Here is a 23,236-nt window from a genome sequence, read left to right as displayed (position 1 = left end):
CAGAAATCTGAGAGGGATTTAGGCAAGGCAAACGTTGTGCCGTGTAGTTATTCTCCACAAAGAACGTTTAACGTTGGATAAATTCCTCTCAGATACTGCCCTTGGGGTTCATTTAAACGCATCCTGAACTTTGTTGCCCCCTGCTTGCTTCACTCATTAAGCGACGCAGGGGGCGCCGCGTTCAAAATGCGTTTAATTTGAACAAAATTCAACCACCAAAGGTCAACAGTCCCTAGGGGCAGTGTATGGGCAAAGGTGACTTTTAGTTCAGTTAACGTTTTGGACATTGAGTGAACAATGGCGAGGAGCGTTTCAGTACGTCGTTTTAGGCGATAGCTGATATACCATAGAAAATGCTGGACAGATGTCCAGCATCAGGCCATGTTTAGCCAGTGAATTTCAATATTCAGTCGGTCATGGATGAATGCGCCGAAACTGCTTTATCGATGTATCGGACCGGCGGTTTCACAAGTGCAAGGAGGTGTCACTCAGTCGCTTGTAATCCACCTAAAGCTTCATACAAGGCGGGCAGAAATTGACTCAATTCGCCACACATTAGCGCAAAATCAGCATCAAATCGGGCTAGTGGATCTTCGTTGTCGATATCATCGTTCTCTTCAAGCAGTTCATCTGCGAATTTTAAACGTTTTAGAGCGACTTCATCAGTGAGCACAAATGACAGGTTGTCTGCATAGGTCAGTGCTAATTTGGTCACCATTTTGTCTGCCTCTAAGTGAGCTGTAATTTCATCACTGAGTAGATCTTGCTCTTTGGCTCGAATAATACCGCCATGCTCAAGGGCACTGCGAAATTCTGCTTCGCTACCTAGTTCAAATCCGTTTGGAGCTTTTCCTTCTTTAAGCCAATCAGTCATGGTGACATCAGCCGGTGTTTCAAGGCTCACGGGGACAATCGGTAATGAGCCCAGTGATTTTCTAAGCAATCCTAATAATTCATCTGCTTTACGTGCACTAGAAGCATCGACACAGATAAAACCACCATCTGGACTGACCCAAGCGAAGGTTAAATTATGCCGAGTAAATGCACGGGGAAGTAATTGTTGAATAATGTCGTCTTTTAGCGCCTGTTTTTCAGCTTTTTTCAGTGAACGCTGTTGCTCGGCTTCACTACTTTCAATCTTTTCTTGCAAAGCTTCACGTATAACGGGGGATGGCAGAATTTTTTCTTCTTTTTTGACGCACAATAACAGTTCGTTATTGGCACTGTGCGTTAAGGCTGTACCTTGTTTGCCCAAAGGACTAACCCAGCCTAATTGGCTCAAATCTTGGCTGCCGCAAGGTTTAAAAGCAAAGGCACTGAGTGCATCTTCAAGTTGCTCCTGAGTATGAGTAAAAGGTTTGGTCAGCCGATAGAGCAAAAGATTTTTAAACCACATGGTGGATGATCCTAATTCATTAATAAGCAAGAAGCGCATTCTAACAAAGCTGACTCATTCAGCCATAGTGTAAATTGTGATGATTGCTTTAGATGCTCATCATTTCTGTCAATCGCTGAGCGATGGCTGTGCTCAGTCATGAATAGATGAATTGGTTGGTGAGAATTGCTGGAGTGATTGGCTGCTGTGATAAATTTCCAAGCGGTTTCGTCCTTTTTGTTTAGATTGATAGAGTGCTTGGTCTGCATTTGAAAAACAGCGGTCAACATTGCCCTCACTTGCTGCCATTGCACACACGCCAATACTACAGGAGAGGTTAAAATATAGGTTTTCATAACTGACTGGGGTCGCCGCGATGGCGATTCTAGCACGCTCAAAAATGGCTTTAAGCTCAAGATCATTGGCGACCTCTACAATGACTACAAACTCGTCTCCACCAAAGCGATAAAGTCGGTCATGAACGCGTAAACAGTTCATGAGTCGGCGAGAGAATGTTTGCAGTGCTAAATCGCCTGCCTGATGACCATATTTGTCATTAATCGCTTTAAAATGGTCAATATCGATAATCGCAATAGCCAGTTGCTGTCGCGCAACAGCACAATTTTCGCGCATTGTTTGCAGCTCTTGTTCAAGGGCTCGACGGTTGTGGGCTTGCGTGAGAGGGTCAAGATTCATGTCGCGGTTTAAGTGTTGAATGTGGTCAATGAGGCGTTGTGCATCCATAATTAATGCCCCATAGATGAGCTGATTGCTATAGGTATTTTGTGTGACTGAGACTAGCACAGCGAGCTCATCACCATGTTTACATTTAGCAAAAAGCCATAATGAAAGACTTTCTCGATTTTCATTTGTTTGGCGGCGAAAATTTACTATGGCTCGTAAAACGGTCATTCGATAGCGAAAAGGGACAATTTCCCAAACACTCATCTGTTCCATCTCTTCTTGCGTCCAGCCCAAAATATTTGAAGCCCCCCGATTGACCGATAAAATCGCACCTGTGTCAGAAAATAAAATCAACGCGCCAGACGCGGAATCAAGGATCACTGAAAGTTTTAACTGCTTATGTATGTTATCCGTGCTAACTGCATTGAATTCAGCAAATAATGCATTGTAACGAATCGAACTATGGATCAGGGCCGCGAGGCTGAAGATAATAAAGTTGGCGGCAAATAAGGCTAAGGCAAAATCGGGTTCAAGCAGCTTATTGACCACTAATGTTTTATAAATGAGCCCCAATATTAAAGGCATCGCAAAAATTGGTAAAATTAATCGTCTAAAAAGCCCTGAGCCTGGGGAGTCTACAAATAGCAAGGTATTTATGTGGCTATTTTGATTAAGAACCGGTGCTGCAATAAAAAACATGATAAGACCAATGCAGGTATGAAAAGCCATACTAGAGAAAACGGGCACTTTAAATAAGCCGAGTGGGTTATAAATGTAACCCAGTAAAGCGATGGTCGGTGCGGCTAAGCCTATAACACAAATGATATCTAGATAGACCGCTTTTTTTTGCCAATGTGTATATAATAATGTAAACAATCCGACAAAAATAAAGCTGGTTGAAGTTGCGATGGATGGGCGTCCAGGATACTGAGTGCTCCAGTGATCGGTAAATAATAGTTGGTCAATATGTAAATCTATTGTAAAAGCATATTCAAAAAGTGTTGCACTAAATAATGCTAATAAAGTTCCACCGATAATTAAAGTTGGATAGTAAAAACCCTTATAAATGGAAAAGAGGGCACACCCACATAAAAAAAAGCCGATCGCGGTATTGGGTTTCATTGAGGGAAACACCGGGATTAACCGAGTTAAAGCTATGTTGTCGAGCTCCCAGCCGAGTAAAACGAATAGACTGCTAATTAAAAAAACAAATGTAAAGGAGTTAATAATCACCTGACGTGTATAAGGTGATATATAAGATGCCTGTTGGGTCATGGAAAAATCCCACTCATAGTATGTCTTACCTTTGACTGATTCCTGTATAAATCATAGAGGGGAATTTCCAATAAGACAGAATAATTTATAAAAATGATGGGTCTTTTGGAAAGTTTAGCAGATGTTTCTCACTGTTGGGGGAACGGTGTTGTGGATACGCTAATTGGTTGGTTGTGATAAATTCTTATGAAGATGAGTATTTATTTAAATTTGTTGAGTGTTTTAGCGGATTATAGCTGTCGATATCTCTGTATGGGGATAAGCTTATCTCTGTCTGAGTAAAATGCGCGTGGTTTATTGCTCAGCTTATTATTTGCTGCACGCTGTGACAGTATAAGTCAGTTTGATATAATAGGAACTTAGATCAAATCGTCGCTGTCTGTGAATAAATAATAGTCATTATCAAGGATTTTCAATGAGGTATCTGAAGACAATTTTGTGTGTGCTACCCATGCTGAGTGTATTTATGAGTCTGCCTGCTCAGGCAAAGCCATCTGAAGTCCAATTGATGGCGGCGATGACAGACTATAAAATTTATGTCATTAAGCAATTACAGCAGTTCGTGACACACACTGATGCGCTGGCTAGCGCACTTAAAGCTGCCAATGTTAGTGCTGCTCAAGAATTATATGTTGTAACCCGAGTTTATTATCAACATATTGAGCCAGCGGCTATTTCGCTGCACTCTTTAAATCAGCGTATTGAAGGGAACAGTAATAACCAGTTAGGATTTCGTTATATTTCTAATCTATTGAGTCGTTCTGATACAGACAGCTCAAAGTTTGCCAAACCAGCCATGCAGCTCGAAAGTGATGTGAAAACGCTGCAAAATGAGCTTGTTATGGCCTCTTTTGATACACATGAAATGCTTGAAGGTGTACTCAAGGAGATTTCTGAAAATAAGCGTCAGAGTCATGCTGAGATGCAGTTATCTGTCCAAGATTTTTTAGGTGAACAATACGCTAGTCTCAAGGGGATTGAGCAATTATACAAAGTTTTAAAACCGTTAGTTGAGCAAGAATCACCCCAACTGAAAACGAAAATGGATAAGCAATTAGAGCAAATGAATCAGTGGATGGGGAAGTATCAAAGTGTTGCTGGTAGCTTTGAACCGCTAAAATCACTAAAAGAAGGTCAACGTCAAGTATTAGCAAAACAGTGGCAGCAACTGCATGGTTTAGTTGAGCAACTGGTCGATGTTCTGTTGTAGATGACAGATTGTGCTTTGACGGCTTATACCTTTTGACTGAGAGGGCATTACATGACAAAAAAATTGTTGCTTGGCATATCGTTGGGATTATCTGTCATAAGTATGGCTAGTTATTATGCGAGTGCTGCGGAGGCTGTCCATACGATTGATGTATCTATACTCAAACAAAGTTGCTTACCGATGGCCATCAATACACAGCCAGGCAATGTTCACTTTGTGCTCACTAACCACAGCGGCAAAACAGCATCTTGGGGGATTTTATCGGCAGGACAGGTTGTGGCAATGCAGGAAAATATTCCACCCAAGGCTAGTCAGGAGCTGATGTTACATCTCGATCCGGGGCAATATGCCATTTTATGTGGTGACCAGACAAATCCGCATGGTCAGCTCACAGTACAGGCCGCTCAACCGCAACCCGATAAGCCTTTTAAGCCCTCAGCGCAGGACATTATCTCACTAGGCCAAAATTATCAGGGGTATTTGTCCAGTCAAGGCCATCTGTTAGAAAAGCAGTCTCAGAAATGGAACGGCGGTGAAGTGCCTTTGAATTTCGCGGTAAGTTATTATGCGATGTTGCCATTTGCCGTGGCTTATCAAGGTGTCCCTACTGAAGATCGCCTCGGAGGTGATGCTAATAATATTGAGGCGTTGCGCCAACAGATTAGTCATCTTAAAGAACAAAGCGCTAAACAGTTGCTTAGTTTCGCGCAAGCTCTTCAGGCGTTGCAGCAGGGGTTATCGCAGCAGGCTAATGGGGGCGCGCAATGGCAAGGGTTGGTTCAAGATGTGCAAGCATTTGTAAAAACATCGACACCACTGATGAGCCAGATAGATCAAGCAACGCTAGATGCAACGATGACTCATATTAAGACATGGCAGCAGGGGGACAATCCAAATATTCGCCAGAAGCTACGTGCTGATCTTGCTCATATAGGCGAAGCGATTGGGCTTAAAAAACCGGAAGAGAAACCAAAAGAGAAACCGCAAAAAACAACCACTAGTGAACAGCCAAAAGATGCAGCGACTCCTGCAAAAAGTCAGATGAGCAAAACAGGTTCAACGGCAGTAACTAAGGATATTCACTCTGAAGCTCAAGCAAATGAGAATAGCCCTTCTAAAACAGATGATCATTCAAAAAAATGAAGGGCATTAGCCCCTCATTTATAATAAATAGCGCGCTATTTGGCCCATTTACTCGCTAATTTTGCGACGCGTTCTCCATAGGCTTTTGCTGTATTGAGATCGCCTTTAGGAATGGCTTCGGCACCTGCGTCGGTTGGGGCTTGCACCAGTACCCCTGCTGAGCCCCCTAGATTGTTAATATCTTCTCGTGTTGAAGTGGAGGTATTGGCTGGTAGCATTCCGAGGCTGACCCACAGTCCGCCATGCTGTGCAGCGAGTGTTTGCAGGTATGTGAGGGTGATCTGTTTATCACCATTGAGACTGCCACTGACACTAAATCCGCCAAAGAGCTTATCGCCCCAACCACTGTTAAACCAAACTTTTGAGCTAGTATCAGCAAATTTTTTGAATTGCCAGCTTGGGCCCCCCATATAAGTTGGTGTCCCAAATATGATTGCATCTGAATCAGCTAAAGTTTGCCAGTCGTCGTCAGTAATTTCTCCTTCACTACTTACTTCTATAAGTTTAGCGTTGGCGCCTTCAGCTATAATTTCTGCCACTTTTTTAGTATGACCATAACCAGAGTGGAAAATAACGCTTACTTGACTCATAAATTCTCCTTAAATGAACGATGTTCGTTGGTTTGGAAGTTACATTACAAGTAATTCCTATTTATTCGCTCGATTTCACATTATCAGTCTAGTTTATACCAGTAAAGGTGAGGTTACGTTAAAAAATTACTTGCTCAGGCTAAGTTTAATTGTGTTATATGTTATGCAATAGTTAGTTTTTTCTTGCCAATTCTATTTCAATAGGTACTTGGAGTGTATGCAAAATAACAAATAATGATCTGTTATTTCAGAAAATATTAGACACGATTTGTCTCGTTTGGAGGTGATTGTTTTTTTGCTTATGACCAGTCGATTTTTTTATCTTTTATTATCATTCGCTCGTGGCGTTTAAATTATAAAGTGCTACGAATCGTGTTATCATTACGGTCTCATACCGATTACCTTCGTAATTAACAAATAAATGCCAACTCCTTGTTGGCCTCAGGCTGTATTGGGTCAAAAAATGATTCGTTCGTGGAAGCTTAACCTCGCCGCTATGTGGTTGGGGTGTTTTTTAGTTGGCTTAAGCATGAGCCAAATCTTACCTTTTTTACCGCTTTATTTGCGCCAATTAGGTGTCCATGGTGAAGCGAGTTTAAGTTTATGGTCAGGTGCAGTATTCAGTGGGTCTTTTATAGTATCGGCAATAATTTCGCCGTTTTGGGGCAAACTGGCTGATCGGCAAGGGCGCAAACTCATGCTGCTTCGGGCGTCATTAGGAATGGCTATTTTAATGACCGCGCAAGGATTTGTTGCCGCACCTTGGCAACTGGTGATGTTACGAATGTTAATGGGGCTGACTTCGGGCTATATTCCGAATGCTTTTGCACTCGCTGCCGCTGAGATGCCTAAAGAGCGAACTGGTTGGGCGTTAGGCACATTAACCACCGGACAGATTAGCGGTGTTATTTTAGGACCGATGATCGGTGGGGCTATGGCTGATCAGATGGGATTTAGAACCGTTTTTATGGTTACCGGGGCTTTGCTCTTCTGCTGCTTTTTGAGCAGTTGCTACTGGGTGCATGAGTCATTTGAGAAACCCACTAAAGATCAACGGCCACTGTCTCGAAAAGAGGTGTTTGCCAGTTTGAGTTCACCTGGGTTGGTTTTTGGCCTGTTTATTGCCACTATGATGATTCAGCTCGCCAATGCTTCGATTAATCCAATTCTAACTTTATTTGTTGCTCAATTGAGTCCACAGACGACTAACTTAGCTTTTATTAGTGGTGTTATTGCTGCTGTTCCAGGGGTTTCGGCGCTTCTTTCAGCTCCGATGTTGGGAAAACTAGGCGATCGAATCGGTAGTGCTCGAATATTGTTAGTCGCATTAGCGATTACAGCATTATTATTGATGCTGGTTTCCCTGGTGCAGAATACATTTGAGCTTGGAATTTTACGTTTTCTAATGGGATTTACCGATGGTGCACTAATGCCCGCAGTGCAATCTCTCTTAGCCCAACAGACCAATAAAAAAGTATTGGGTAGAGTGTTTGGCTACAACCAATCATTCTTATATCTGGGCAATGTTGCCGGGCCTTTATTAGGGGCTGGCGTTTCAGCATTTGCTGGATTCCGTTGGGTTTTTGTGGTTTCAGCAGTATTGGTCGTCTTTAACTTAATTCAGATGAAACACTACATTCGCCAACCACGTTATGCGCATGCTTAAGCATTTAACGTGATGGTTCGGCGTCCTTGGGGGGCGTTGTCAACGGGTGATAAAAAAGGTGCTGGGTTTTCTGTAAATCAAATCCGTTTTTTTCATAGAAATGGTGCGCTCTTTTCCGTTTTATTTGGCTGCGGACGGTGATCGATACATTGTGCTCATTGGCTTGCTCTTGGATAAATTCCAGCAATTTTTTGCCGATGCCTCTGCCCCTGAAGGTTTGATCGACCACCATTGCGATGACTTCCAGAGTGCTGTCGCTGATGAGGTTATTGCGCCAATCGCATTGTAACCAGGCAACGATGCGTTGCTGTTGTTCATACACCCATATTTGCTCGTTTTGCGTTAATTTGCCAAATCGTTCTTCGAGTTGCGCGAGCGTTACCGGATAGCCAAGTTGCTTACTTAATATGGCAACGCTAGGTAGATCAACTGAGGTGGCTCGACGAATCATAATTACTTCCTTTGTAATGCCTTCAATAGCAACTATCATAATCAATGATCATGACAATTAGTTATCAAAATAGGTAATTAAACCTATTGTGAGTTGTCACTCATTACGTCATGATGACGCCAATGGTTAAAATAAATGTATAACTGAGGCTTATGATGAAAAAACGATGGTTAATAGCTGGTTTAGGTTTCGTGTTATCGTCAATGGCATATGCAAGTGACGCGCCCGTGCAGAATAAGTCAGTAGCGCAGAATTCTGGCCAAACTCAGCAAAAACAGCCAGATTGGTCAGCGGTGCGTAACAAAGCTGACAAAATGGCCAAAGATGTTGAAGAGCGCAGTAAAAAACTGGCTAAAGAAGCTAAATCAAAATACCACCAGTATAAGAATGAGGCCGGTCCTAAAACCCATCAAGAGATCAAAAATGTTCAGGCTAAGTTAAAAGAGATGGGGTACAAATTGGGCCAAATCGATGGCAAGATTGGGGCTCGAACACATAAAGCCATCCGTCGTTTTCAGGCCGATCATGGCCTGCCACAGACGGGGAAACTATCGCCTGAAATGCTCAAAGCTCTATTTCATTAATGACCGCTTGATTCGCTAGTTGGCTTGCTGGGCCTGATGCTGATGGCTCGGCAGTTTTGCCGCCATTTTGTTGGCAATAATCGCGCAAACAAAAATTTGCATTGGGTGGTAGAGCATAATCGGTAGCAATAGCATCCCCAGCATTGGGCTTGCTCCAAAGATAACCTTCGCCATAGGAACACCTGCGGCGAGGGTTTTTTTCGTTCCGCAGAATAGCCCAGCTGCTAAATCTTCGTGACTAAAATGAAGTAGTCGGGCTACGCTATATAATAAGCAGATGACGACCGTTAGAATAACTGCGCATAAAACAATCGATAATATGAGCGTAGAGAGCGCAAAATCATGCCAAATGCCACGCAGAACCGAATCACTGAAGGCATTAAATACAATTAATAAAATGACGCATTTGTCTAATTTGCCTGTTATTTTTTTATAGCGACTTAACCAGTTATGCAAAAAAGGACGCGCGAGTTGACCTAACACCATCGGCAATAGCAACATGTAGGCAATGTCGAGGATCATATGGCTGATATCCATATTCCCTCCAGCGAATCCAGTAAAAAACTCAACCATGAATGGGGTTAGAAAGATCCCCAAAATACTTGACAGTGAAGCATTAAATATAGCTCCGGGAATATTCCCGCCAGCAATGACGGTCATTGCAACGGATGAAGAGATTGTGCTCGGAAGCACCAGAAGGTAACAAAATCCATAGGCCAGGGGCAACGGCATGACGGAAGTTAACCACGATGACAATAAAATCCAGATTAATGGGTAAAGAATAAACGTTGCGGCTTGTGTAAATACATGCAGCGGCCAACTGCCAACGCCTTGGCGAATGGCCGTCGGTGATAGGCCAATCCCATGCAAAAAGAATACGAGACCGATCCCATATTCTGTGACTAGGTTCAGATGCAATGGTCCTGAACTTGCCCCAATATGTGGAACTAACACAGCCAGAATAATCATCAAGACCATTCCGATTAAAAACCATTCTTTTTTTAATTTCCCAACGATGTCCATTTATTTATCTCATTGCACCTAACTCTAAAATAGCGTAGAAAAGATTGATAATGTTATCTATCGCTAATATGCAAAGAAATGTCGAAAAGACGCCATTATCGCGAAATTCCACAATTCACTACGCTGCCAAGGCCTATTTATGCAAGGCCTGAACAGTGGGGGGATATGGGGAGCCAGACCGACTGGCATTCTCATCCATGGGGACAATTTTCTTATGCGGCAACCGGTGTATTGACCGTATTGACCCGCACGGCCCGTTATGTAGCTCCGCCACAATATGCGATTTGGGTTCCGGCACGGGTAGCTCATCAGGTGCTCTCTCTGGGCTCGGCCAAAATGCGCAGTTTATATATCGATGAAAATACATTGGATCGCTATCGCTGGCTTGAGCCTCAAGTTTTGGAGGTGACCAATTTATTGCGTGAGTTAATTATAAAATTCTGCCGCCAAAGAGCCGATTGGCCATGGCACGGACCTGAACATCGTTTGGCTGATGTGCTTGTGGATCAATTAAATGAGTTAAAAGCGGCTCGATTACAACTGCCATTACCAAGAGATCGACGTTTGCAGACGCTCTGTGAAATGGTACAGAACAATCCAGCGGATCAAAGTACTATGCCACAATTAGCAAGTAAGGCGGGCATATCGGCGCGTAGCGTCAGTCGATTATTTCACCAACAAACTGGAATGAGCTTTCGTCAATGGCGACAGCGGCTTAGAATGTTGCACGCACTCGATTGTCTCGGACAAAAAGAGAATGTTACCGAAGTGGCGCTGATTTGTGGTTATGAATCAGTCTCTGCTTTTGTGGCTGCTTTTCGCGAGCAATTTGGGGTAACACCTGGTCGATACTTTAATCGTGATCTTTAACCAGTTACCGAAGGGCTTATGGATTTGTCACTAAAAATTTTACATACCGCCGACTGGCATATAGGGCACCAGCTGCATGGTTATCATCGTAACTTTGAACATCAACAATTTTTAGACTGGTTACTTGAGCAGTTAGATATTCAGCAGGTCGATGTTTTGTGTGTGAGTGGCGATATCTTTGATAGTGCTACACCTTCAGCACAAAGCTGGCAACAGCTGTATCAGTTTTTAGCCGATGCTACCCGGTGTTGTCCGGGACTACAAGTTATTATCACCGCGGGAAATCATGATTCGCCTAGTAAAATCAGTGCGCCAAGTGAGTTATTAAGTAATTTTGACTTGCATTTGATTGGTCAAGTTTATAAAGATGAACAAGGGGTTCAGCAATTGAATCGGTTGTTAATTCCGATGAAAAAGCGCTCTGGTGAAGTGTTGGGTTGGGCCTTGGCTGTGCCATTTTTGCGGGCCAGTGATTTAATCCTTGATGGGCAGATTGGTGATGGTCAACTGCGCTGGCAAAAAGCGATCTTTGAACTCTATCATCAGCTTGGCAAATTAGCGGATAGTGTACGCCAAGATGGACAGATGTTGCTAGCGATGGGGCATGCACATGTACGCGGTGGTCAGATCAGCGAGCTGTCAGAACGGCAGATTTTGCTAGGCGGCGAGCATGCATTGCCTGCCGATGTTTTTCCTCGTCATTGTGACTATGTTGCTCTCGGCCATTTGCATCTCGGCCAACAGATCCGATGTAAGTTACCTATGCATTATAGCGGTTCGCCTTTACCATTATCGTTTGCTGAGCGACGCTACCACCACCATGTTCAATTGTTAAATTGGCAAAATGGCCATCTTAGCGTCGAGCCATTAGCTGTGCCTCGAAGCTGTGAAATGCTCCAAGTTCCTAATCAAGCTAAACCACTCAAAGAGGTTTTAAGCGAGCTTCGCAATTTGCCCGATCTTGGCCCTGTCAGTGAGTCATCACCTTATCTCGAAGTCCAAGTTTTTTTGGATAAGCCGCAGGCACATTTACGTGAACAGGTGATGCAAGTATTAGCTGATAAAGGGGTTCGGTTAACTCGTATTCGCAGTGTTTACCCGCAAACTGAGCAGAGTTCTGAGCAACCCTATATGGGCAAAGATTTAGATGATTTGAGTCCTCAACAAGTATTTGAATTATGTTATCGGCGCAGTTATCACGCCGCTCCTAGCAAGGATCTTGAGCAAGCTTTTGCACAAGTCGTTCGTCAGGTTGAGGAGATGCAATGAAGATTTTAGCGGTTCGTGGAGAAAATATTGCCAGTCTGGTTGGTCCTTTTGCGGTGGAATTTGACCAACCTCCATTAGCTGAACAAGGGTTAATTGCGATTACCGGGAGAACAGGCAGCGGTAAGAGCACACTACTAGATTGTTTGTGCCTGGCCCTTTATGAGCAGGTCCCTCGCTTTGAAGATCAGTCCCGTACAGTGGAAATTGGTGATGAAGCAAACGATAAACTTAAAGCCAATGATGTTCGTAACTTAGTCAGTCGTGGCCAAGCCAGTGCGCTGGCTGAGGTCGAGTTTTTAGGCCACGATGACAAGCGTTATCTCGTGCGCTGGCAGGTTCGTCGTGCGCGCAATCAAGCCTCAGGGCGTTGGCAGAGCAGTTCAAGAGAGTTAATTGACCTTACCAATCAGGAACCATTTAGCGCCAACAAGCGAGAGTTTCAGCAGTATGTAACGGATTTAATCGGGCTTGACTATGAGCAGTTCCGGCGTTCAGTGATGCTGGCGCAGGGCGATTTCGCTGCATTTTTAAAAGCGCCAGAAGATCAGCGTTCAGCTCTGCTCGAGCAGATGACCGGGACGGCGCTGTACTCACAAATTTCTGCACAGGTTTATCAAACCTATAAAGAACATGCGCAGGCGCTTGAGCAGCTAAGGAGCCAAATTGAGCAAACCCATCTGTTAGAAGATTCGACGGTCGAAAATTTAGAGCAACAATTGGCGGATGCGAGCGCTTATCAGCAGCAATTACGACAAATCGAACAGGCAAATCGGGTACTCAATACGCAGCTGCTGGATTTAGACAGCGCGAATGAAAAAGTGAAAAAGGTCCAGATGCGTCTTGCCCAACAGCAAGAGAACGAGCAAAACATTCACAATCAGCGCAACCAGTTAGAGATGCTTAACAAAGTTCAACCGTTGCGACAGACTTTCGAACGCAAGGTACAGCTACAAGACTCGCTAACGCAAGCAAATGAGCAATATCAGCAGGTTGTTCGTGAACATGAGCAGCAGTTGCAGGGACTGGATGCATTGCAATTAAAACACACTGATGCCCAACACCAGCTCAGTGAGTTTCATACCCAACAAAGTACCCGGCAAAGTGAATTAGAACAGGCCCGTCAGTTAGAACAGCGTCAGAAATTATATCAAGACGATTTAGTTGCTTTGCAGCAAGATGTTCAACTCAAGAGACAGTCTGTGCAACGTTCAACAAATCAGTTAAATGCGTTTAAAGGACAGTATCAGCAGCTTACTGAGGTCGTGAGCGAAACACAGCGCTGGCTGGATGAGCAATCGATTCAAGGGCAGTGGCTCAACCGGCAAGGGGAGATAGTGCATCTGCTGCAGGATTATCAGCGTCTAGAACAGCAACATAGACGTCAGCGTGACCAACAGCTAGCGCTTAACGAGCTCAAGGACCAAATTAGCCAGATGCGCTTAGATAAACGGGCGCTAGAGCAGTCGATTGAACATCGCACTAAGCAACGTGATGCGTTTGCCGCTGATATAGGCCAAGAGCAGCAGCTACGAGAACAGTATCAGTCGCTACAGAATGAACTTACGCTGGCCCAAAAACGTCAGAACCTGCTTTATCAAGCGATTCAGTTAAGTCAACAATGGCAAAATAGCCAAAATCAAGCCCAACATGACCAGTATGCCTTAAATGAGCTGCTTCAGTCACAGCAGGCTTGCCAGGAAAAATTGCAACAGATTGTCCCACGTCTTGATGAGCTAAATCAGCAATATCATTCAGCTAGGAAGGTCGTTGAGCTCAGTGACTACCGTCTTGAATTAGTCGATGAGTCACCTTGTCCGCTATGTGGGAGCACCCATCATCCCTATGTTGGCCAGCAAACCCCGGGAGAGTCGATCGTTGGTCAATTATATGCGCGGTTGGAGTCGTTATATAATGAACAGTCATTATTGCGTGCACAGCTGTTAAGCGCCGAGGATCAGATTCCGCAGTTAAAAGAGCAACTGTTGCAGTTATCTAATCATCAGCGTCAGCTGCAAGATGAGCGAGGGAAATTATTAACTGTGCTCGAGCTGCCTGAGTCCACTTCGCTCGAACAATTACATCAAGTGTATTATCAAGTTGATGAACAACTTGCAACGTTAACTCAGAACCATCGGCAACTAGAGCAACAGTGGCTACAGATGGCGCAGTCGTTACAGCATTTGGAGCAGTTGAATCGTGACATTGAGCAGATTCGTGAGCATGACCAACAGCTGGATACCAAGTTGCAATTAGCGCTGCAGCAACAAAAACAGTTGAGTGATGCACTTGATGCACATGTTGCAAATCATGATGCCCAAACGCAGCAGCAGAGCGCACAGCAACAGTTAGATGAGTTATTTAGTGCAGTCATTGATTGGCAGGAGTTGTTGGCTCAAGAGGGCGTGAGTGGGTTCAGAGCTTGGTTACAAGAACAGGTCCTCTATTATCAGACAATTCTTTCGCAAAGTGAGAAGCTGCAATCGCAGCAACAGGCATTGAATCATCAAATTGAGCAGCAATCTGTCCAGCTTAAATATGCGCAGCAAAGCCTCAATGAAAGCTTGGCACGGATTGATGAAAACCGTCAGCAACTCGATGAATTACTGCAAACAGCGAAGGGATTGTTAGATGGTCTAGGCGTCGAACAATGGTTAGAGCAAACGCGCCAACGGCAACATACGTTGGAGACTGCATGCACTGATTTGAATCAGCAGCTTGAACTTCAGAGTCAACAGGTAACACAGCTATTCACTCGGCGCGAGTATCTGGGTGAGCAGAGTGACAAGTTGCGCAGTGAACTGGTGAGCTGCCAACAGCATTGGCAAACTCAACTTGAAGATTTGGCGCTGAGCGCTGAACAAGCTGAGCAATTACTGACGTTAACAACAGCTGATATCGAAGCAATTCGTTTGCAGATTCAGCAATATGAACAGCAATTGATTGCGCTTAAAACCGAGTTGGAACAAGCCCAACAGTATGCTAGTGAGCAACTCAATACAGTGCAAGTTGCTCGACAAAGTATTGATCAACAACTGCAACAGCTGTCTATTGATGGAATTCAACTGCTTCAAGAGCAATTAACTGCCAAGGAAGAGCTGATTTATCAGTTGCGTTCAGAGCTGGATCAAAATGCTAAAGCTCATCAGCAGTTTAAGGCACTCAATGAGACTTACCAGAGCCATTTGCAAACCTGTTCTATATGGGAGGAGTTGAATCAGCTCATTGGTTCAGCAAACGGTGCTAAATTTCGCATTTTTGCCCAGCAATTGACATTGGATAAATTGCTTTATGAGGCAAATCATCAATTACTTGAATTAGCACCTCGTTACCAACTGCAACGGATCCCCGGGCAATCGCTGGCGCTGCAGATTATCGACCAAGATATGGCGGATGAAGTTCGTTCTTTGGCAAGTTTATCAGGGGGAGAGACCTTTTTAGTGTCGCTTGCCTTAGCGCTCGCGCTATCGGCGATGTCATCGAGAAACCTGAAAATTCAGTCACTATTTATTGATGAAGGGTTTGGTTCTTTAGACCCAGAAAGTCTCGATGTGGTATTAAGTTGCCTCGATAAATTACAATCAAAAGGCCGTCAGGTTACGGCTATTTCGCATGTACAGACCATGGTTGAGCGAATTAGTGCCAAAATTTCCTTGCACTCATTAGGGGGCGGATGCAGCCGTTTGCAGACGTTAATTAACTAGGGACTGTTGACCTTTTGTGATTAGTTTTGCAGAAATCTGAGAGGGATTTAGGCAAGGCAAACGTTGTGCCGTGTAGTTATTCTCCACAAAGAACGTTTAACGCTGGATAAATTCCTCTCAGATACTGCCCTTGGGGTTCATTTAAACGCATCCTGAACTTTGTTGCCCCCTGCTTGCTTAACTCATTAAGCGACGCAGGGTGCGCCGCGTTCAAAATGCGTTTCATTTGAACAAAATTCAACCACTAAAGGTCAACAGTCCCTAGGAACTGTTCTTTGGCGAATTCAGTTTATGGTTGGTTTCTTCTGCAGATAGAGACTGGATGTTTTGGCAGGCAGGCATGCTTGTTTTGGGGATGTGCAGCCGCTAGCAGACAATGATATTTATGTCATACCCGTGATCATATCCCATCAATGGTCGCTCTTTATGTAACATCGGTGATAATAGGTGGAAGGTGTGAAGTGATATAAAAAATCCGATACCATAACCTGATATCGGATTTTGTTCTTTCAAGCAAAGCGATTGGTTGCCCCTGCTTGGTATTTAATTAGGGCGACTTTTTAGCCTGTTCTGCGACTATTTTTTATCAGCTGCTTGGGCGACTTCTTTAAGATAAACGTTTTCATAGCAGAAATTGGTGGCTTTTACGAAACCTTCAACACTACCGCAGTCAAAGCGTTCACCTTTAAATTTGTACGCCATGACACAGCCATTTTTGGCTTGTTCTAAGAGTGCATCAGTTAACTGAATCTCACCATTTTTACCTGGTTTAGTGTTACGCAGAATGTCGAAGATATCTGGCGTTAAAATGTACCGACCAATCACTGCGAGATTAGAGGGTGCCTCCTCCTGCGCTGGTTTTTCTACCATATCTGTGACACGAAACAGATCATCACGCAGCGATTCGCCTGCAATCACACCGTATTTATCAACTTGGTCTTTAGGAACTTCCATAATGGCAACGATAGAGCAGCGGAACTGGTTATAGAGTTTAACCATTTGAGCTAGAACACCATCCCCATTGTTCAGACACAAGTCATCGGCAAGAACGACGGCAAATGGGTCATTGCCGATTAATGATTCACCACATAAAATCGCGTGACCCAACCCCATCATTTTTTTCTGGCGAGTATAAGTACACGTCGTTTTTTCCATCAGCTCACGAATACCGGTTAGATATGCCTCTTTTGAGGTACCAGCAATCTCATTTTCTAATTCATAGCTGATATCGAAGTGATCGGTAATTGCTCGTTTACCACGACCCGTGATAAAAGCCATGTCGGTTAGTCCAGCTTCAACTGCTTCTTCAACGCCATATTGGACAATAGGTTTATTAACTACAGGTAACATCTCTTTAGGCATGGATTTAGTGGCAGGTAAAAATCGAGTTCCATAACCAGCTACAGGAAATAAACATTTTTTTATTTGCATCGAATGGGCCTCTTATGGCTAGAATCAAATAATAAGTTGAGCAATATGCTCTTTTAACGGATAAACGTTAATTTGTTTTTTACCAAAACAGATTTTAACTATAGTGTCAAAATTATCTGGCATAACACCTGCTTAACGATTCTCCAGAATAAAGTTTTATCATAACATGAGTATAGACTTTCGGGGCCTATGGAAAACCGATACGTTGTACTAAGGTTGTATCGATAAGATTGTTTACTTTCATGATAGACGCATAAACGAGGCAATAGATGACCGAGCTGCAGCAGAAGTTATCCGAATTATTGCAATTTGTATATCCCGATACGCCATTGCTGGAACAAATTAATCGCCGTATTGAGGATGCCCGTCAACATTTAGAAAAAACTGCACAACCTTGGAGCAATGAAGATGTTGTTCTGATCACTTATGGTGATTCGATGAACAGCGATGGTTATTCGCCACTGCAAGTGTTGGATATATTTGTGAAGCGCTATCTAGAAAAATCATTCAGTGCGATTCACCTGTTGCCTTTTTTCCCGTTCAGTTCCGATGATGGATTCTCCATCATCGATTACTATCAGGTGAACTATCGGCTTGGTACGTGGGAGGATGTGGGAGCGATAGCCGCTCATAAAGAGCTGATGGTCGATTTAGTGATGAACCATGTATCTCGTCAGAGTCTGCTGTTTATTGACTTTATTAATGGCGATGGCATGGGGGCTGATTTCTTCATTGAAGCCGATCCCGAGCAGGACTACTCGAAAGTCACTCGTCCTAGAACCTCACCTTTGATTAATGATGTTTACACTCGGCAAGGGGTGAAGCATGTCTGGGCCACGTTTAGTAGTGACCAAATAGATGTGAACTTTAAAAATCCAAAAGTCTTCTTAGCTTATCTGGATATTTTATTGTTCTACATTGTTCATGGGGCTCGCTATATTCGATTGGACGCAGTCGCGTTTGTTTGGAAAGAGTTAGGCACTAATTGTATTCATCTACCTAAAACCCATGCACTGGTTAAAATTATCCGTTCTATTTTGGAGCAAATTGATCCGAATCTGATTTTGATTACAGAAACGAACGTCCCACATGAAGAAAATATCAGCTATTTTGGGCGCGGTGATGAGGCTCATTTAGTGTATCAGTTTGCACTACCACCACTGCTGTTGCATGCATTAAACCGAGGGCATGCACATTATCTCAATGACTGGGCCAGACACTTAGAAAAATTGCCCGCTGGTTGTAGCTATTTTAATTTTGTTGCTTCTCATGATGGTATTGGCGTTCGCCCTGTTGAAGGGATTATCCCTGCCCATGAAATGGAAGACCTGCTTAAAAGTGTGCGCGATTTTGGTGGGTTTGTCAGTATGAAAACAAACGGCGATGGCTCTAAGAGCCCATATGAGCTAAATATTTCGCTCTATGAAGCCTTGCAAGGGACTCGCTCAGGCCCGGATATGTTCCAACTGGCTCGGTATTTATGCTGTCAGCTGGTGATGTTAGCTATGCCCGGTATCCCTGGTGTTTATATTCATTCTTTAACTGCAACGCCCAATGATTTGTTATTAGTTGAACAAACTGGACGGACGCGCTCAATTAACCGCCATCATTGGGATTTAGCTGAATTTGAAGCGCTGCTTGAGAATCCATCCAGTGATCAAGCACAGGTTTTTCCGCGCTTGATTCAACTGATTGAATTACGTCGCAAACAAAGTGCTTTTCACCCGCAAGCAGGATTTAAAATTCTTAGCATCAATGATGAAGCGTTGTTTTCTTTAGAGAGAACGAGTATTGATGGGGCACAGCGAATTGTGGCGCTGCATAATATGACGCGCCATCCTCAGGAGGTCGCAGAGCAAGCTTATAGTTATCCTGCAGCACGAATTTGGGATTTAATTAGCCAAGAATGGGTTGATATTCGCGCTTTAACTCTGGCACCGTATCAGGTGATGTGGCTGTTGATTAAGCATCCTGCCAGCCAGGTGATCCCTTCTGAATAATCACTGGCTTTATAAAGTGGCGATGGACCTTTTGTGATTATTTTTTGAAAAGTAGGATAGTTTAACAGAGGCTCACTTGGACACATTGATGTTGCTGCCCATAAAGAAAGTGGTGTTGGTCCATGGCTTGTTTATGCCAAGTGTTATGATGCTCTTTCTCTATTGTCAATTGAAACGGCAGGGATTCGTGGTCACCTTGTTTTCATATCCTACTCGAGACTTTGAGCAAGGCGTTCGCAAACTCAATCGCGAAGTCGGGCAAGGAGGACAAGTTTATTTTGTCGGTCACTCCTTAGGCGGCCTGCTGATTCGTCGTTATTTTGAAAAATACCGACCGCACTTTGATGATACCTGCATTGTAACCATTGGTTCGCCCCATAATGGGAGTCGGGTTGCGCGGATCGTTTGCAGTAAAACAGGGACATTGGTTTTAAAAAAAATCGGCTCACATTTTATCTCAAGGGTTGGGTGACACTTCTTTAAATGTAGCGATTGGTTGTATTGTTGGGGTACAAAATATTGGGTTGGGGAATTTCTTTGGTAATGGTACAGGCGATGGCATGGTTTTAACGGATGAAGCTAGTTTACAAAGCGCCAAGGATACCTGTTATGTTAATTCCAATCACACCGCAATGCTTTATCGTAAGCTTGTCGTCAAACAAATTACTTTATTTATCAATACTCGAAAGTTTGCCCATTAATTGGTATGCAAAATTCACCCAAGGGCAGGCTAGTGATGGCTAGCCTGCCTGTAATGAATTAGCTGTTATCGGCTTCAACTGCATCATAAATTTTTTCGAGCATTTCGGGGATTGCACTTGTCACACGATTCCAACTTGGGATAAATGGTGTTTCGGAAGGCCGTTCTAGGAAAATATCGCCAGCGCGCATAATCGCTTGGGCAAATAATTCAACGGCTTCTTCTTCAGCATGTCGTGCAACCGTTAAGCCATTCATGAGCGCGTCGTTGTAATAGTTGTCGATAAAGTCTAATGCCATGCGATAGTAGGTAGCTTTTAGCGTTCGAAGTTTTCCGGGGCTAAATACATGTCCTTGCGTGGCCAGTTTTCGTATGACCGCCTTGCTGATATCGGTTGCCATTTTTGCTAATCCATTATCGAAATTGCCAACACTGAGATCTTGGTGTTTGTGGTCATAAATATCGGCAATATCAACCTGACAAATGCGGTTGGTTGAGTAGTTACGATAAACTTCAGAGAGCACCCCGATTTCTAGCCCCCAGTCAAAGGGAATTCGTAAATCACGTAATACATTAGTTTGCATTGAAAATTCACCAGCCAACGCATAGCGGAAACTATCCATGTATTCGAGGTAGTCGTCATAGCCTTCAATTTTTTTCAATGCCTTAATGAGCGGAGTTACGAGTAATCGAGCAACTCGGCCATTGAGTTTGCCATCAGCATGACGAGCATAATAACCCTTACAGAATTGATAACTAAAATGTGGGTTGGCAACGGGATAAAATAGCCGGGCGAGCATATCGCGAGAGTAGGTGACAATATCACAGTCGTGTAATGCCACCGCTTTGCCTTGTCCCGAGGCCAATACATAACCGATACAGTACCAGACGTTACGTCCTTTACCTGCTTCTTGGGGGGCTAACTGAGCCGTGGCTAGTTGGTGATCGAGTTCACGCAGCCGTGGACCGTCATTCCACAAAATTCGAACCCGTTGCGGCAATACCGAAAAGAATTCTTTCGCATAAAGATATTCATCTCGGGTGGCGTTATCTAGCCCGATGACAATTTCCGATAGATATGGCACATGCTTCAGTTCTTCAACAATCTGAGCCAGTGCGGGTCGCTGTAGTTCAGAAAATAGTGAAGGCAGAATCAGTGTCATTGGCCGAATTCGAGAAAAACTAACAAGTTCCTGCTCAAGTTGTTTCACTGGACGCCGGGTCAGGTTATGTAATGTCGTGATTAAGCCGCTTTGATAAAAATCAGCCATAAAATCTCTCCTTAGGCACATAATGTTCAATCACCCGGAGTAACGATGCTTGCCATCCTGCTGGGCCAGCATGTTGTGTATAAATGCGGTTCGGGCGCTGTTTGCCAAGATTGAGACGGTGTTTTCCGTTATGAGAACGTACAGCTATGGCAATATCAGCCTGATCGAGCATGGTTTGGTCGTTAGGGCTATCTCCTAGCGCAACCTGAATAAATTGTTGTTGAGGTGATTGCTGGTGATAGAGTTCAGTGAGCCAGTGCATAGCCGCTGCTTTATCGCTGGCACTTTTGACATGCCAGAAGCGCCCGCCTTGGATCAATGTTAAGTTCTGCTGGTTTAGTTTTTCCTCAAATTGGTGAATATTCCCTTTGTTCCAGACAATAGGTTCTGATGCTAAGCGCTTTCGGGCTTTTTGGGACTGCTCAAGACTAAGTCCAGTGATATTGCTGACTTCTTGAGCAGACATATCCTTAAAGCCACGAAACTCAAACGGATATTGCTCGCGTAGTTGCGCTAATATGTGACAGATTGTGTTATAAGGGCTGCCAAAGCGTTTAATGAAATAGCGAATCGAGCGACTGCTTTCTACTATCTCATCATATTCAGGGAGATGAGAAAAATAGTTTTCAGGAATGGCTATCGCGGCGCCATTTTCGATGACAAAGGGATGAAATCCTCCCATTTGCGAGGCGATATCCGCTGTTTCAATGAAGGTTTTACTGGTATTTAAAATCAATGGGATATTATGTCTGAACAACTGTAACAGTGCGGGTTTTGCAGCGTCATAGCTATAGTTATTGTGGTCCAGTAAAGTACCGTCCAAGTCACTAAAAACTAGCAATTTCGGGCTACCAGAGATAATTTTTCCTGCATTTCCCGGTCGATGAAGTGGGTATGCGTAATAATGCTGCTCGTCCACTGTATTGGTACGGTTAGCCATGCAATACTCCAAAGTTAAAGATGCGAATGTCATATGCTCTAAGTCTGCTTTATACAAGCTAATTCGTCTCGTATTGCAGTATCGGTGCCATAATTTCAAATCACTTAAAAAATATGTGGCAGACATGGCATTATTAAGCACTATTAAATTAATAATAGTTTATTAGACGCGATCTTTATTAAGTTTCTATGATGGCAAATTTGTGGATTCGCACTTTTTTGGTGCAAATTGCTAAATTCTTAGGCAAACATAATACTTAATAAGGCAAAAATAACCGAATAAAGTGATTTTAGGTTGTCATAAAAATGTCACTAAAAATCCGCATAATTGTCAAAAGATGTATGATTAGGGTATTAGGATGCCTAGAAGAATATTAATTGTTGAGGATGAAGCCCCTATTCGGGAAATGCTATGTTTTGTCTTAGAGCAAAATGGCTATGAACCGATGGAGGCCGGTGATTTAGAGCAAGCACAGAACCTGTTGGTTGACCCTTATCCTGATCTCGTATTGCTGGATTGGATGTTACCGCAGGGCAGTGGTCTATCATTACTCAAGTCGATGAAGCGCAGTGATTTAACTCGGCAAATTCCGGTCATTATGCTCACAGCCAAAGGCGAAGAGGAAGATAAAGTCCAAGGACTTGAAGCTGGTGCTGATGATTATCTAACTAAGCCGTTTGCGCCTAAAGAGCTTATGGCAAGGGTGAAAGCAGTGATTCGCCGTGTTTCACCAACATCGTTAGATGATATCATTCAGGTGCAAGGGCTACATTTAGATCCTGTCTCTCACCGAGTCGTGGCAGATGATGAACCATTGAATATGGGCCCAACAGAATTTAACTTATTGCATTTTTTCATGACACATCCTGAGCGGGTATACAGCCGAGAGCAGTTGCTTAATCACGTTTGGGGAACCAATGTCTATGTGGAAGATCGAACTGTTGATGTCCATATTCGGCGTTTAAGAAAAGCGATCGCAACCCAAGGATATGATAAACTTATCCAAACAGTTCGCGGTTCTGGATATCGCTTTTCTACGAGGATAAAGTAACG

The 23,236-nt window shown here is 43.6% G+C and carries 19 protein-coding genes; 11 read left to right on the top strand and 8 right to left on the bottom strand.

What is annotated here, in order from left to right; all coding sequences use genetic code 11:
* Positions 1–484: 484 nt before the first annotated feature.
* On the bottom strand, positions 485–1,396 hold the full coding sequence (gene rdgC / locus EV690_RS09945) for a recombination-associated protein RdgC (protein ID WP_131912858.1): 912 nt from the start codon (positions 1,394–1,396) through the stop codon (positions 485–487).
* A 132-nt stretch (positions 1,397–1,528) separates the two neighbouring features.
* Complete coding sequence (locus EV690_RS09940; RefSeq protein WP_131912857.1) at positions 1,529–3,334, bottom strand: sensor domain-containing diguanylate cyclase; 1,806 nt, start codon at positions 3,332–3,334, stop codon at positions 1,529–1,531.
* 415 nt (positions 3,335–3,749) lie between these two features.
* Here EV690_RS09940 and EV690_RS09935 point away from each other — a divergent pair, with 415 nt between their 5' ends.
* Positions 3,750–4,544 carry an EfeM/EfeO family lipoprotein gene (locus EV690_RS09935; RefSeq protein ID WP_131912856.1) on the top strand — a complete coding sequence of 265 codons (795 nt, stop codon included), beginning with the start codon at positions 3,750–3,752 and terminating at the stop codon, positions 4,542–4,544.
* Positions 4,545–4,595: 51 nt separating this feature from the next.
* Positions 4,596–5,687, top strand: a complete 1,092-nt coding sequence (locus EV690_RS09930) for a cupredoxin domain-containing protein (RefSeq protein ID WP_131912855.1) — start codon at positions 4,596–4,598, stop codon at positions 5,685–5,687.
* A 35-nt stretch (positions 5,688–5,722) separates the two neighbouring features.
* Here the strand turns inward: EV690_RS09930 and EV690_RS09925 are convergent, their stop codons facing one another.
* Positions 5,723–6,277, bottom strand: coding sequence for a flavodoxin family protein (locus EV690_RS09925; protein ID WP_131912854.1), 555 nt, complete (start codon positions 6,275–6,277; stop codon positions 5,723–5,725).
* Between the two features lie 466 nt (positions 6,278–6,743).
* On the opposite strand from EV690_RS09925, the gene EV690_RS09920 reads away from it, so the two are divergent.
* Positions 6,744–7,943, top strand: coding sequence for a multidrug efflux MFS transporter (locus tag EV690_RS09920; RefSeq protein WP_131913118.1), 1,200 nt, complete (start codon positions 6,744–6,746; stop codon positions 7,941–7,943).
* A gap of 4 nt (positions 7,944–7,947) precedes the next feature.
* On the opposite strand, the gene EV690_RS09915 is transcribed toward EV690_RS09920, so the two are convergent.
* Complete coding sequence (locus tag EV690_RS09915; protein WP_165872721.1) at positions 7,948–8,394, bottom strand: GNAT family N-acetyltransferase; 447 nt, start codon at positions 8,392–8,394, stop codon at positions 7,948–7,950.
* Between the two features lie 152 nt (positions 8,395–8,546).
* On the opposite strand from EV690_RS09915, the gene EV690_RS09910 reads away from it, so the two are divergent.
* Complete coding sequence (locus tag EV690_RS09910; protein WP_131912852.1) at positions 8,547–8,978, top strand: peptidoglycan-binding domain-containing protein; 432 nt, start codon at positions 8,547–8,549, stop codon at positions 8,976–8,978.
* 15 nt (positions 8,979–8,993) lie between these two features.
* Here the strand turns inward: EV690_RS09910 and EV690_RS09905 are convergent, their stop codons facing one another.
* Positions 8,994–10,001 carry a bile acid:sodium symporter family protein gene (locus tag EV690_RS09905; protein ID WP_131912851.1) on the bottom strand — a complete coding sequence of 336 codons (1,008 nt, stop codon included), beginning with the start codon at positions 9,999–10,001 and terminating at the stop codon, positions 8,994–8,996.
* 78 nt (positions 10,002–10,079) lie between these two features.
* On the opposite strand from EV690_RS09905, the gene EV690_RS09900 reads away from it, so the two are divergent.
* From EV690_RS09900 to EV690_RS09890, 3 genes are read left to right on the top strand one after another with little or no spacing between them, the layout of a single operon-like run.
* Entirely contained in the window at positions 10,080–10,871 is a 792-nt protein-coding gene (locus EV690_RS09900; RefSeq protein WP_131912850.1) for an AraC family transcriptional regulator, read from the top strand.
* A gap of 18 nt (positions 10,872–10,889) precedes the next feature.
* Positions 10,890–12,140: an exonuclease SbcCD subunit D C-terminal domain-containing protein gene (locus EV690_RS09895; RefSeq protein ID WP_131912849.1), complete on the top strand. Its 1,251-nt coding sequence runs from the start codon at positions 10,890–10,892 to the stop codon at positions 12,138–12,140.
* The gene (locus EV690_RS09890; RefSeq protein WP_131912848.1) at positions 12,137–15,841 is read left to right on the top strand and encodes an AAA family ATPase; all 3,705 of its coding nucleotides are present in this window, start codon (positions 12,137–12,139) and stop codon (positions 15,839–15,841) included. Before EV690_RS09895 ends, EV690_RS09890 begins: the two co-directional genes overlap by 4 nt.
* Positions 15,842–16,417: 576 nt before the next feature.
* Here EV690_RS09890 and galU read toward each other — a convergent pair.
* Positions 16,418–17,272, bottom strand: a complete 855-nt coding sequence (gene galU / locus EV690_RS09885; RefSeq protein ID WP_131912847.1) for a UTP--glucose-1-phosphate uridylyltransferase GalU — start codon at positions 17,270–17,272, stop codon at positions 16,418–16,420.
* A gap of 269 nt (positions 17,273–17,541) precedes the next feature.
* Between galU and EV690_RS09880 the strand changes: the two genes are divergently transcribed.
* The 3 genes from EV690_RS09880 to EV690_RS09870 all read left to right on the top strand — a co-directional run bounded on the left by EV690_RS09880 (position 17,542) and on the right by EV690_RS09870 (position 19,973).
* Positions 17,542–19,272 (top strand): sugar phosphorylase, encoded by a 1,731-nt coding sequence (locus tag EV690_RS09880; RefSeq protein WP_131912846.1) that lies wholly within the window; start codon positions 17,542–17,544, stop codon positions 19,270–19,272.
* A gap of 88 nt (positions 19,273–19,360) precedes the next feature.
* The gene (locus EV690_RS09875; protein WP_131912845.1) at positions 19,361–19,744 is read left to right on the top strand and encodes an esterase/lipase family protein; all 384 of its coding nucleotides are present in this window, start codon (positions 19,361–19,363) and stop codon (positions 19,742–19,744) included.
* Complete coding sequence (locus EV690_RS09870; protein ID WP_131912844.1) at positions 19,737–19,973, top strand: hypothetical protein; 237 nt, start codon at positions 19,737–19,739, stop codon at positions 19,971–19,973. The genes EV690_RS09875 and EV690_RS09870 overlap by 8 nt, the downstream gene beginning before the upstream one ends.
* Before the next feature lie 58 nt (positions 19,974–20,031).
* Here the strand turns inward: EV690_RS09870 and EV690_RS09865 are convergent, their stop codons facing one another.
* Together EV690_RS09865 and EV690_RS09860 are read right to left on the bottom strand one after the other, a co-directional pair.
* Positions 20,032–21,243, bottom strand: a complete 1,212-nt coding sequence (locus EV690_RS09865; protein ID WP_131912843.1) for a glycosyltransferase family protein — start codon at positions 21,241–21,243, stop codon at positions 20,032–20,034.
* Complete coding sequence (locus EV690_RS09860; RefSeq protein WP_165872720.1) at positions 21,236–22,183, bottom strand: HAD-IIB family hydrolase; 948 nt, start codon at positions 22,181–22,183, stop codon at positions 21,236–21,238. The genes EV690_RS09865 and EV690_RS09860 overlap by 8 nt, the downstream gene beginning before the upstream one ends.
* A gap of 358 nt (positions 22,184–22,541) precedes the next feature.
* Between EV690_RS09860 and phoB the strand changes: the two genes are divergently transcribed.
* Positions 22,542–23,234 (top strand): phosphate regulon transcriptional regulator PhoB, encoded by a 693-nt coding sequence (gene phoB / locus EV690_RS09855; protein WP_131912841.1) that lies wholly within the window; start codon positions 22,542–22,544, stop codon positions 23,232–23,234.
* Positions 23,235–23,236: the final 2 nt, after the last annotated feature.

The organism is Celerinatantimonas diazotrophica (assembly GCF_004339545.1).
Taxonomy (GTDB): domain Bacteria; phylum Pseudomonadota; class Gammaproteobacteria; order Enterobacterales; family Celerinatantimonadaceae; genus Celerinatantimonas; species Celerinatantimonas diazotrophica.
The sequence above is the reverse complement of the archived record's forward strand: the minus strand, read 5'-3'. Positions and strand labels throughout refer to the sequence as shown.